Raw genomic sequence first — 12,393 nt, forward strand, 5'->3', positions numbered from 1 at the left:
CGCGATCCGAACCCTGCATGCCGGCGCGGCACCGGATCGGCGACAATACATCCCATGCTCGACGCACCCGATACCGCCGTGCTGGCGGTCAACCTAGGCACGCCCGAGACGCCGACGGCCCCCGCCGTACGCCGTTACCTGGCTGAATTCCTGTCCGACCCCCGCGTGGTCTCGATTCCGGCACTGCTGTGGCAGCCACTGCTGCGCGGGCTGATCCTGCCACTGCGCAGCAGCCGTTCGGCGGCCAAGTACGCCCAGGTCTGGCTGCCCGACGGATCTCCGTTGATGGTGCATACGCGCCAACTGGCGCAGGCCATGCAGGCACTGCTGCCGACGCTCAGGGTTCGCCATGCGATGCGCTACGGTGAACCGGCGCTGGCTGGCGAGCTCGACCGCCTGGCCGCCGAAGGCGCACGTCGCATCGTGGTGCTGCCGCTGTATCCGCAGTATTCGACCACCACCACCGCCTCGGTCGAAGACCGCGTCGATGCCTGGCAGCGCCGCAACCCCGGCGTGACGGTCAGCCTGGTGCGCGACTATTCGGTCGACCCGGGCTGGGTCGAGGCCGTTGCCGGTTCCATCCAGCGTTACTGGGAACAGCACGGCCGTGGCCAGAAGCTGATGTTCTCCTTCCACGGCATCCCGCAACGCCTGGCCGATGGCGGCGATCCGTATCCGCAGCGGTGCGAGGCCAGCGCGCAGGCCATTGCCAACGCGCTGGGCCTGGGCAGGGACGAATGGCAGATGGGCTATCAATCGCGCTTCGGCCGCGAGCGCTGGCTGCAGCCGTACGCCGAGCCCAGCCTGTGGGCGCTGGCCGAATCCGGCGTCAGGCAGATCGACGTGGTCTGCCCCGGCTTCGCCACCGACTGCCTGGAAACGCTGGAGGAAGTGGCAATGGGCTTTACCGAAACGCTGGCCGAACGCGGCGCGACGATGCGCTACATCCCCTGCCTCAACGCCGAACCGGAACACGCACGCGCCCTGGCGCGGCTGGCCGTGGCCTCACTGGCATGAGCCTGCATCCGTTTGAACTCGAGGTCGGTGGCGCACGCGTCGCCGGCCTGCGCAACCACGGCGAGGGTCCGCGCGTGCTGGCCCTGCACGGCTGGCTCGACAACGCCGCCAGCTTCGTGCCACTCGCCCCGCACCTGTCCTCGCTGCAGCTGGTCGCCATCGATCTGCCCGGCCATGGCCACAGCGCGCATCTGCCGGCCGGCGCCAGCTACACCACGCCCGCCGCGATCTGCCACGTGCTTGATGTGGCCGATGCACTGGGCTGGGACCGTTTCAGCCTGCTCGGCCATTCGATGGGCGCCGGCATCGCCAGCCTCACCGCCTCGGTCAGCGACCGCATCGAACGGCTGGTGGCGATCGAAGCACTCGGCGGCCTGCGCGGGCCGGAGGAAGAAACCGCGCATCGCCTGCGCGAGCATGTGAATGCCACGCGTGCGCTCGCACGCAAGCAGCTACGCGTGTTCCCCGACCTGGCTGCGCCGATCCGCGCACGGATGATGACCAACCAGCTCAGCGAACGCTGCGCACGACTGCTGGTCGAACGTGGCGTGGAACCAGTCGAAGGCGGCTATCGCTGGTGCAGCGATCCACGGCTGATGCTGCCCACCGCGATCCGCCTCAGCGAAGGCCAGATCGACAATCTGCTGCAGGCCATCGCCTGCCCCACGCAGGTGATCTACGCCACGCCAGCGCAGTCCTATTACCCCGAGCCCATGCGCAGCGATCGCCTGCGGCACCTGCGCGATGGACGGCTGGCAGTGTTTCCCGGCAACCATCACCTGCACATGGAAGACCCGGCACAGGTTGCCGACGTGATCCTGCACTTCTTCAGCAACGACAACGCCGACTGAGTCCGCGCCTCCGCGCGCTTCACTCCGCGCGTTTGCGGCCGATACATCAGTTGCGGGCCCCTGCGTCCGCAGCACGCGGGCCCGGTCGGGCCTGCGGCGTGTGTCTGGTTCTGCAAGGAAGTCCGCATGCCCGCTCTACTGCACCGTCACCCACAGGATGGGGTCACGGCGCGCTGTCTCCGCGGCGTTGATGACGTCGCATTCCCCGAATTCCCGGTCCACGCCCAGGCCACGCGCTCATGCGTGCGTCGCGGCGGGGCCGCTGCCGTCTGTTGATCCAGGAGTCGCCGATGTCCGCTGCATCCTCCCGCCCCCCCGATACCGCCCGCCTGCCGCATCTGCAGCAGCTCGCCCGCCGTGCTGATCGCCGACTGCTGATCGGCAGCGCAGCGCTGGCCGTGGCTGGCCTGGTTCTGGCCCTGCGTGGGCCCCACGTGCCGGGTGCCGCGTTGGCTGCGGCCGCCGTGCTGCCGGCCATCTGGCTGGCCGGCCCACAGGCGGGTCACAGCCTCGCGCGCAATGGCCTGGCGTTGCTGTTGTCGCTGCAACTGGCATTGCTGTGCGCGATGGTCGGCCTGTCGCCGGCATTGCCGATCGCGGTACTGCTGGGCGTGCTGCTCAGCCACCGTGATCGCCTGCCGGTATGGCTGGCCGGTGGCGTTGGCACGCTCGCGCTGTTGCAGCCGCTGCTGGAAGGTGCCGCGGCCGGGCCAACGCTGCTGCAGGCAACGCTGTTTGCCGGCCTGACCCTGTTCCTCGGCCAGGTCGCGTTGCGCCTGCGCCAGCAGACCGAGGCGCTCGGCCACGGCCCACGCCGCCTCGCAGCATTGGCCCGCGACATCGCCACCGGTGCCGATCTTGGCGCGCATGCGGATACCACGGCCTATGCATCCGGTTCGCTGGCCCACGCGCTGGCCGATACCGCGCGCCACGTGCAGGCCCAGCGTGGGCGCGAGGCTGAAGCGCATGCCGAGAACGCACAGATCCGCCAGGCCCTGGACGCCTCGCGCACCGCGATGATGATTGCCGACAACGACCACGTGATCCGCTACGTGAACCGTTCGGTGGTGGCCCTGCTGCGCAACCAGCAGGCGACGCTGCGCCAGGCCTTCCCTGACTTCGACGCCGAACGCCTCGTTGGTAGCAGCATCCATCGTTTCCACGCCAATCCGGACCGCATCCGCGCGATCCTCAATGGCCTGCAGGTCACGCACAACGGCAAGGTGCAGATCGGCCCGGTGCATTTCGCCCAGGTGGTCACGCCGGTGTTCGATGCACAGGGCGTGCGCCTCGGTTTCGCCGTGGAGTGGCATGACCGTACGCACGAACTGTCGCTTGAGAACGCAGTCGCCGGCATTGTTGCCGCGGCCGCAGCAGGCGATCTCGACCAGCGTCTGCAAGCGGGCGAAGGTGCCAGCTTCCTGGAGGGTCTGACCGGCGGCATCAACCAGCTGCTCGATACGTTGGGCAGCACCGTCGACGAAGTGCGACAGATGCTTTCTGCGCTGGCCAATGGCGATCTGGACCGGCGCATGCACGGCGAATACCAAGGCGCCTTCGCCGCGATCCAGCGTGATGCCAACGCCACCGCCGGGCAACTGGCGCGCATGGTCGGCCGCATCCAGCAGTGCTCCATCTCGATCAGTACCGCCGCCAGCGAGATCGCCGCCGGCAATGGCGCGCTGTCCGAACGCAGTGAGCGCCAGGCCGCGCACCTGCAGGAAACTGCAGCATCCATGGAGGAACTGACTGCCACCGTTCGCCAGAACGCGGCCCATGCCCGCCAGGCCAGTGAGCTGGCCGCCTCCACGCAGAATGCCGCCAGTGACGGCAACACCGCCATGCAGCGGGTGGTCGACACCATGCAGGCGATCGAGGGCGCGTCGAAGCGGATCGGCGATATCACCGGCGTCATCGATGGCATCGCGTTCCAGACCAACATCCTGGCATTGAACGCAGCGGTGGAAGCTGCGCGGGCCGGCGAGCAGGGCCGCGGATTCGCGGTGGTGGCCAGCGAGGTGCGCGTGCTGGCCCAGCGTTCCGCCGCAGCTGCGCAGGAGATCAAGAAGCTGATCGACGAAGCCGGCCGCCAGGTGGGTGAAGGTGCACAGCTGGTGGCCGATGCTGGCGAGCACATGCAGGGCATCGTCGGTGGCGTGGAGAACGTCAGCCACCTGATGCGGGAGATATCAGCCGCTTCGCAGGAACAGTCGATCGGCATCGAGCAGATCAACCAGACCGTGGTGCAGATGGACCAGGCCACGCAGCAGAACGCGGCACTGGTGGAGGAAGCCACTGCTGCCGCGCGTGAACTGCAGTCACAGGCGGGAACGCTGACTGAGGCGGTCTCGGTGTTCCGCCAGCAGGAAGCGCGCGAGGTCGCTCTGGTCGCCTGATAGGAACGTGCAACCGGATCGATTGGAGACGGCGCCCGCAGGGCGCCGTCTTTTTTTTAAGTGCTCTGCGTGACGGATCACGGGAAGGGCCCGTTCGATGGGCGTCGCAGGACGGCATCGATCCATCGGTAGTACCGGCCGCTGGCCGGCAACCACGGCATGCGCATTGCGCAGGCCCACGTCACACAGCCACGCATGGCGTGGGTCTACCGACAGCCACCACGAGGTACCCCGCACGGACCATCTCATCGGTAGCCGCCAACCATGGTCGGCAGCACTCCACATGTGGCGTGGATCTACCGGTGCATTCCGGCCAATGCATTTTCCTGCGCACAAAGAAAAACCCCGCTGCGTGAGCAGCGGGGTTTTGGGTGTAAACCCTGGCGATGACCTACTCTCGCATGGCTTGAGCCACACTACCATCGGCGCAGCTGCGTTTCACTTCCGAGTTCGGGATGGGATCGGGTGGTTCCACAGCGCTAATTTCACCAGGGAGGCTTTTGGAGAGTCGCACTCGTCCCTTAGGGACAAGGCGCCAGCCTCGCATAGTTCTTGTGACGTAGCGTGCACTTGGATGCTCTTACGACGTTGTCGTAAAGCCAAGGCAACTTGAGGTTATATGGTCAAGCCGCACGGATCATTAGTATCAGTTAGCTCAATACATTGCTGTACTTACACACCTGACCTATCAACCACGTAGTCTACATGGTTCCTTCAGGGGGCTTGTGCCCCGGGAGATCTCATCTTGAGGCGCGCTTCCCGCTTAGATGCTTTCAGCGGTTATCGCTTCCGAACATAGCTACCCGGCAATGCCACTGGCGTGACAACCGGAACACCAGAGGTTCGTCCACTCCGGTCCTCTCGTACTAGGAGCAGCCCCTCTCAAATCTCCAACGCCCATGGCAGATAGGGACCGAACTGTCTCACGACGTTCTGAACCCAGCTCGCGTACCACTTTAAATGGCGAACAGCCATACCCTTGGGACCGACTACAGCCCCAGGATGTGATGAGCCGACATCGAGGTGCCAAACACCGCCGTCGATATGAACTCTTGGGCGGTATCAGCCTGTTATCCCCGGAGTACCTTTTATCCGTTGAGCGATGGCCCTTCCATACAGAACCACCGGATCACTAAGTCCTAGTTTCCTACCTGCTTGATCCGTCGATCTTGCAGTCAAGCACGCTTATGCCTTTGCACACAGTGCGCGATGTCCGACCGCGCTGAGCGTACCTTCGAGCTCCTCCGTTACTCTTTAGGAGGAGACCGCCCCAGTCAAACTACCCACCATACACGGTCCCCGACCCAGATAATGGGCCCAGGTTAGAACGTCAAGCACGACAGGGTGGTATTTCAAGGATGGCTCCGCTGCAGCTAGCGCCACAGTTTCATAGCCTCCCACCTATCCTACACAGACGAACTCAACGTTCAGTGTAAAGCTATAGTAAAGGTTCACGGGGTCTTTCCGTCTTGCCACGGGAACGCTGCATCTTCACAGCGATTTCAATTTCACTGAGTCTCGGGTGGAGACAGCGCCGCTGTCGTTACGCCATTCGTGCAGGTCGGAACTTACCCGACAAGGAATTTCGCTACCTTAGGACCGTTATAGTTACGGCCGCCGTTTACTGGGGCTTCGATCAAGAGCTTCGCCTTGCGGCTGACCCCATCAATTAACCTTCCAGCACCGGGCAGGCGTCACACCCTATACGTCCACTTTCGTGTTTGCAGAGTGCTGTGTTTTTGATAAACAGTCGCAGCGGCCTGGTTACTGCGACCCTCTTCAGCTATAGCTCGCACGAGCCACCAAAAAGGGTGCACCTTCTCCCGAAGTTACGGTGCCATGTTGCCTAGTTCCTTCACCCGAGTTCTCTCAAGCGCCTGAGAATTCTCATCCTACCCACCTGTGTCGGTTTACGGTACGGTCTGCGTAAGCTGAAGCTTAGGAGCTTTTCCTGGAAGCGTGGTATCAGTGACTTCGCCTTAAAGGCTCGTCTCGGTGTCGGTCTTAAAGGATCCCGGATTTGCCAAAGATCCAAACCTACCGCCTTTCCCCAGGACAACCAACGCCTGGTACACCTAACCTTCTCCGTCCCTCCATCGCACTTACGCGAGGTGCAGGAATATTAACCTGCTTCCCATCGACTACGACTTTCGTCCTCGCCTTAGGGGCCGACTCACCCTGCGCCGATTAACGTTGCGCAAGGAAACCTTGGGCTTTCGGCGTGCGGGTTTTTCACCCGCATTATCGTTACTCATGTCAGCATTCGCACTTCCGATACCTCCAGCAGACTTCTCAATCCACCTTCAACGGCTTACGGAACGCTCCTCTACCGCGCATACAAAGTATGCACCCCAAGCTTCGGTTCACTGCTTAGCCCCGTTAAATCTTCCCCGCAGACCGACTCGACCAGTGAGCTATTACGCTTTCTTTAAAGGGTGGCTGCTTCTAAGCCAACCTCCTGGCTGTCTGTGCCTTTCCACATGGTTTTCCACTTAGCAGTGAATTTGGGACCTTAGCTGTGGGTCTGGGTTGTTTCCCTTTTCACGACGGACGTTAGCACCCGCCGTGTGTCTCCCATACAGTCCGTCTCGGTATTCGGAGTTTGCAATGGTTTGGTAAGTCGCGATGACCCCCTAGCCATAACAGTGCTCTACCCCCGAGAGGATACATATGAGGCGCTACCTAAATAGCTTTCGAGGAGAACCAGCTATCTCCGGGTTCGATTAGCTTTTCACTCCTAATCACACCTCATCCCCTACCTTTGCAACGGGAGTGGGTTCGGGCCTCCAGTGCGTGTTACCGCACCTTCACCCTGGGCATGACTAGATCACCCGGTTTCGGGTCTACTGCCCGCGACTATGCGCCCTTATCAGACTCGGTTTCCCTTCGCCTCCCCTATACGGTTAAGCTTGCCACGAACAGTAAGTCGCTGACCCATTATACAAAAGGTACGCAGTCACTCCTTGCGGAGCTCCTACTGCTTGTACGCACACGGTTTCAGGTTCTATTTCACTCCCCTCTCCGGGGTTCTTTTCGCCTTTCCCTCACGGTACTGGTTCACTATCGGTCGGTCAGTAGTATTTAGCCTTGGAGGATGGTCCCCCCATGTTCAGACAGGGTTTCACGTGCCCCGCCCTACTCGTCTTCACTGAAATGGCCCTTTCAGATACAGGGCTATCACCTTCTATACCACTCTTTCCAGAGTGTTTTCCTAGAACCAAATCAGCTTAAGGGCTAGTCCGCGTTCGCTCGTCGCTACTTACGGAATCTCGGTTGATTTCTTTTCCTCTGGTTACTTAGATATTTCAGTTCACCAGGTTCGCTTCCAGCAGCTATGTATTCACTGCAGGATACCCGCAAGCGGGTGGGTTTCCCCATTCGGACATTACCGGATCAAAGCTTGTTGCCAGCTCCCCGATACTTTTCGCAGGCTGCCACGTCCTTCATCGCCTCTGACCGCCAAGGCATCCACCGTGTGCGCTTATTCGCTTGACCATATAACCGCAAGTTGCCTTGGGTTATATATGTGACCCGGGGGTACAAAGCCCGGATACGAATATAACGACTCAATCAATAAAGAGACTTCCGTCTCTCGCCTTAGCCTCACGACACGTCTGATAGAACATCTCAAACGCTCGCTACGTCACAAGTTTTAAAAGAACACGTACCAGCCACAGTGCTGATGCGTATATAAGATCGAACGTATGCGTCATTCAGAGAATGGTGGGTCTGGGTAGACTCGAACTACCGACCTCACCCTTATCAGGGGTGCGCTCTAACCACCTGAGCTACAGACCCGGAAGTTACTCCGGAACAAACTCGAACATGGTGGAGCCTGTCGGGATCGAACCGACGACCCCCTGCTTGCAAAGCAGGTGCTCTCCCAGCTGAGCTAAGGCCCCAAAAGGGACTCTCACATCGGCCTGGCCGACGTGATTCTCTGAATGCAGGTACTTTGTGAAGACGCCCGACAGGACGATGCTGTCTTTGCTCAAAAGGAGGTGATCCAGCCGCACCTTCCGATACGGCTACCTTGTTACGACTTCACCCCAGTCATCGGCCACACCGTGGCAAGCGCCCTCCCGAAGGTTAAGCTACCTGCTTCTGGTGCAACAAACTCCCATGGTGTGACGGGCGGTGTGTACAAGGCCCGGGAACGTATTCACCGCAGCAATGCTGATCTGCGATTACTAGCGATTCCGACTTCATGGAGTCGAGTTGCAGACTCCAATCCGGACTGAGATAGGGTTTCTGGGATTGGCTTACCGTCGCCGGCTTGCAGCCCTCTGTCCCTACCATTGTAGTACGTGTGTAGCCCTGGCCGTAAGGGCCATGATGACTTGACGTCATCCCCACCTTCCTCCGGTTTGTCACCGGCGGTCTCCTTAGAGTTCCCACCATTACGTGCTGGCAACTAAGGACAAGGGTTGCGCTCGTTGCGGGACTTAACCCAACATCTCACGACACGAGCTTGACGACAGCCATGCAGCACCTGTGTTCGAGTTCCCGAAGGCACCAATCCATCTCTGGAAAGTTCTCGACATGTCAAGGCCAGGTAAGGTTCTTCGCGTTGCATCGAATTAAACCACATACTCCACCGCTTGTGCGGGCCCCCGTCAATTCCTTTGAGTTTCAGTCTTGCGACCGTACTCCCCAGGCGGCGAACTTAACGCGTTAGCTTCGATACTGCGTGCCAAATTGCACCCAACATCCAGTTCGCATCGTTTAGGGCGTGGACTACCAGGGTATCTAATCCTGTTTGCTCCCCACGCTTTCGTGCCTCAGTGTCAATGTTGGTCCAGGTAGCTGCCTTCGCCATGGATGTTCCTCCTGATCTCTACGCATTTCACTGCTACACCAGGAATTCCGCTACCCTCTACCACATTCTAGTCATCCAGTATCCACTGCAGTTCCCAGGTTGAGCCCAGGGCTTTCACAACGGACTTAAATAACCACCTACGCACGCTTTACGCCCAGTAATTCCGAGTAACGCTTGCACCCTTCGTATTACCGCGGCTGCTGGCACGAAGTTAGCCGGTGCTTATTCTTTGGGTACCGTCATCCCAACCAGGTATTAGCCGGCTGGATTTCTTTCCCAACAAAAGGGCTTTACAACCCGAAGGCCTTCTTCACCCACGCGGTATGGCTGGATCAGGCTTGCGCCCATTGTCCAATATTCCCCACTGCTGCCTCCCGTAGGAGTCTGGACCGTGTCTCAGTTCCAGTGTGGCTGATCATCCTCTCAGACCAGCTACGGATCGTCGCCTTGGTGGGCCTTTACCCCGCCAACTAGCTAATCCGACATCGGCTCATTCAATCGCGCAAGGTCCGAAGATCCCCTGCTTTCACCCGTAGGTCGTATGCGGTATTAGCGTAAGTTTCCCTACGTTATCCCCCACGAAAAAGTAGATTCCGATGTATTCCTCACCCGTCCGCCACTCGCCACCCAAGGAGCAAGCTCCTCTGTGCTGCCGTTCGACTTGCATGTGTTAGGCCTACCGCCAGCGTTCACTCTGAGCCAGGATCAAACTCTTCACTTAAAACTACATGATCCGAAGATCAAAATTTAAAGCTGCAGATGATTGATGCTGGCAACGTATCGCTTGCTTTAAAACAATTAATAGTTGCTTGATCAAACGTCTGCAAGATGGACAATCATCCTTCCTGCAGGCGCCTTCACAAGATACCTGCGCATACTTTCAAAGATCTTGGGAAGTGGCCTCAGCGCCGCTCCCGTGTGCTGCGAAGTTTCCTTCGTAGCGAGCCGCCCATTATAGCCGGCTTTTCCGCTTCGTCAACACCTTTTTTCAAGGCCGTCTCACCGGAGTGGACGTTGTTGCCGATGCTGCTTCGTCGTTGGACCCGAAGGTCTTTCGTCGTTGCGAGCCGCCTATTATGGCAGGCCTTTCAGCTTTGTCAACAACTTGTTGAATGAACTTGAAGCTCTTCGTGAAGTTGTTGCGGCAAGTCCAGGTCGAAACCGGGTGCCTGCAAAAAAAGGAAAACCCCGCTGCGCAAGCAGCGGGGTTTTCGGGTGTAAACCCTGGCGATGACCTACTCTCGCATGGCTTGAGCCACACTACCATCGGCGCAGCTGCGTTTCACTTCCGAGTTCGGGATGGGATCGGGTGGTTCCACAGCGCTAATTTCACCAGGGAGGCTTTTGGAGAGTCGCACTCGTCCCTTAGGGACAAGGCGCCAGCCTCGCATAGTTCTTGTGACGTAGCGTGCACTTGGATGCTCTTACGACGTTGTCGTAAAGCCAAGGCAACTTGAGGTTATATGGTCAAGCCGCACGGATCATTAGTATCAGTTAGCTCAATACATTGCTGTACTTACACACCTGACCTATCAACCACGTAGTCTACATGGTTCCTTCAGGGGGCTTGTGCCCCGGGAGATCTCATCTTGAGGCGCGCTTCCCGCTTAGATGCTTTCAGCGGTTATCGCTTCCGAACATAGCTACCCGGCAATGCCACTGGCGTGACAACCGGAACACCAGAGGTTCGTCCACTCCGGTCCTCTCGTACTAGGAGCAGCCCCTCTCAAATCTCCAACGCCCATGGCAGATAGGGACCGAACTGTCTCACGACGTTCTGAACCCAGCTCGCGTACCACTTTAAATGGCGAACAGCCATACCCTTGGGACCGACTACAGCCCCAGGATGTGATGAGCCGACATCGAGGTGCCAAACACCGCCGTCGATATGAACTCTTGGGCGGTATCAGCCTGTTATCCCCGGAGTACCTTTTATCCGTTGAGCGATGGCCCTTCCATACAGAACCACCGGATCACTAAGTCCTAGTTTCCTACCTGCTTGATCCGTCGATCTTGCAGTCAAGCACGCTTATGCCTTTGCACACAGTGCGCGATGTCCGACCGCGCTGAGCGTACCTTCGAGCTCCTCCGTTACTCTTTAGGAGGAGACCGCCCCAGTCAAACTACCCACCATACACGGTCCCCGACCCAGATAATGGGCCCAGGTTAGAACGTCAAGCACGACAGGGTGGTATTTCAAGGATGGCTCCGCTGCAGCTAGCGCCACAGTTTCATAGCCTCCCACCTATCCTACACAGACGAACTCAACGTTCAGTGTAAAGCTATAGTAAAGGTTCACGGGGTCTTTCCGTCTTGCCACGGGAACGCTGCATCTTCACAGCGATTTCAATTTCACTGAGTCTCGGGTGGAGACAGCGCCGCTGTCGTTACGCCATTCGTGCAGGTCGGAACTTACCCGACAAGGAATTTCGCTACCTTAGGACCGTTATAGTTACGGCCGCCGTTTACTGGGGCTTCGATCAAGAGCTTCGCCTTGCGGCTGACCCCATCAATTAACCTTCCAGCACCGGGCAGGCGTCACACCCTATACGTCCACTTTCGTGTTTGCAGAGTGCTGTGTTTTTGATAAACAGTCGCAGCGGCCTGGTTACTGCGACCCTCTTCAGCTATAGCTCGCACGAGCCACCAAAAAGGGTGCACCTTCTCCCGAAGTTACGGTGCCATGTTGCCTAGTTCCTTCACCCGAGTTCTCTCAAGCGCCTGAGAATTCTCATCCTACCCACCTGTGTCGGTTTACGGTACGGTCTGCGTAAGCTGAAGCTTAGGAGCTTTTCCTGGAAGCGTGGTATCAGTGACTTCGCCTTAAAGGCTCGTCTCGGTGCTCGGTCTTAAAGGATCCCGGATTTGCCAAAGATCCAAACCTACCGCCTTTCCCCAGGACAACCAACGCCTGGTACACCTAACCTTCTCCGTCCCTCCATCGCACTTACGCGAGGTGCAGGAATATTAACCTGCTTCCCATCGACTACGACTTTCGTCCTCGCCTTAGGGGCCGACTCACCCTGCGCCGATTAACGTTGCGCAAGGAAACCTTGGGCTTTCGGCGTGCGGGTTTTTCACCCGCATTATCGTTACTCATGTCAGCATTCGCACTTCCGATACCTCCAGCAGACTTCTCAATCCACCTTCAACGGCTTACGGAACGCTCCTCTACCGCGCATACAAAGTATGCACCCCAAGCTTCGGTTCACTGCTTAGCCCCGTTAAATCTTCCCCGCAGACCGACTCGACCAGTGAGCTATTACGCTTTCTTTAAAGGGTGGCTGCTTCTAAGCCAACCTCCTGGCTG

The 12,393-nt window shown here is 59.1% G+C and carries 3 protein-coding genes, 2 tRNA genes and 5 rRNA genes (1 of these 10 cut by a window edge); 3 read left to right on the forward strand and 7 right to left on the reverse strand.

Annotation, left to right across the window (positions count from 1 at the left end; all coding sequences use genetic code 11):
• Positions 1 to 54: 54 nt before the first annotated feature.
• The 3 genes from hemH (at position 55) to K5L94_RS21645 (ending at position 4,264) form a co-directional block, all read left to right on the forward strand.
• The gene (gene hemH, locus K5L94_RS21635) at positions 55 to 1,017 is read left to right on the forward strand and encodes a ferrochelatase (RefSeq protein ID WP_006477610.1); all 963 of its coding nucleotides are present in this window, start codon (positions 55 to 57) and stop codon (positions 1,015 to 1,017) included.
• Positions 1,014 to 1,868 carry an alpha/beta fold hydrolase gene (locus tag K5L94_RS21640; RefSeq protein ID WP_274511372.1) on the forward strand — a complete coding sequence of 285 codons (855 nt, stop codon included), beginning with the start codon at positions 1,014 to 1,016 and terminating at the stop codon, positions 1,866 to 1,868. Before hemH ends, K5L94_RS21640 begins: the two co-directional genes overlap by 4 nt.
• A gap of 290 nt (positions 1,869 to 2,158) precedes the next feature.
• On the forward strand, positions 2,159 to 4,264 hold the full coding sequence (locus tag K5L94_RS21645; protein WP_274511374.1) for a methyl-accepting chemotaxis protein: 2,106 nt from the start codon (positions 2,159 to 2,161) through the stop codon (positions 4,262 to 4,264).
• Between the two features lie 378 nt (positions 4,265 to 4,642).
• On the opposite strand, the gene rrf (K5L94_RS21650) is transcribed toward K5L94_RS21645, so the two are convergent.
• From rrf (K5L94_RS21650) to K5L94_RS21680, 7 genes are all read right to left on the reverse strand, one after another.
• Positions 4,643 to 4,757 (reverse strand): 5S ribosomal RNA (gene rrf / locus K5L94_RS21650).
• A gap of 126 nt (positions 4,758 to 4,883) precedes the next feature.
• Positions 4,884 to 7,759: ribosomal RNA gene (locus K5L94_RS21655) — 23S ribosomal RNA — on the reverse strand.
• A 226-nt stretch (positions 7,760 to 7,985) separates the two neighbouring features.
• A tRNA-Ile gene (locus K5L94_RS21660) sits at positions 7,986 to 8,062 on the reverse strand.
• Positions 8,063 to 8,090: 28 nt separating this feature from the next.
• Positions 8,091 to 8,166: transfer RNA gene (locus K5L94_RS21665), tRNA-Ala, on the reverse strand.
• Between the two features lie 92 nt (positions 8,167 to 8,258).
• Positions 8,259 to 9,804 (reverse strand): 16S ribosomal RNA (locus K5L94_RS21670).
• A 501-nt stretch (positions 9,805 to 10,305) separates the two neighbouring features.
• A 5S ribosomal RNA gene (rrf, locus tag K5L94_RS21675) occupies positions 10,306 to 10,420 on the reverse strand.
• A 126-nt stretch (positions 10,421 to 10,546) separates the two neighbouring features.
• Positions 10,547 to 12,393 (reverse strand): 23S ribosomal RNA (locus tag K5L94_RS21680); it runs 1,031 nt beyond the window's last position.
• Together the 16S, 23S and 5S rRNA genes with 2 tRNA genes alongside form the textbook arrangement of a ribosomal RNA operon.

Source organism: Stenotrophomonas forensis, from assembly GCF_028752115.1.
Classification (GTDB): domain Bacteria; phylum Pseudomonadota; class Gammaproteobacteria; order Xanthomonadales; family Xanthomonadaceae; genus Stenotrophomonas; species Stenotrophomonas forensis.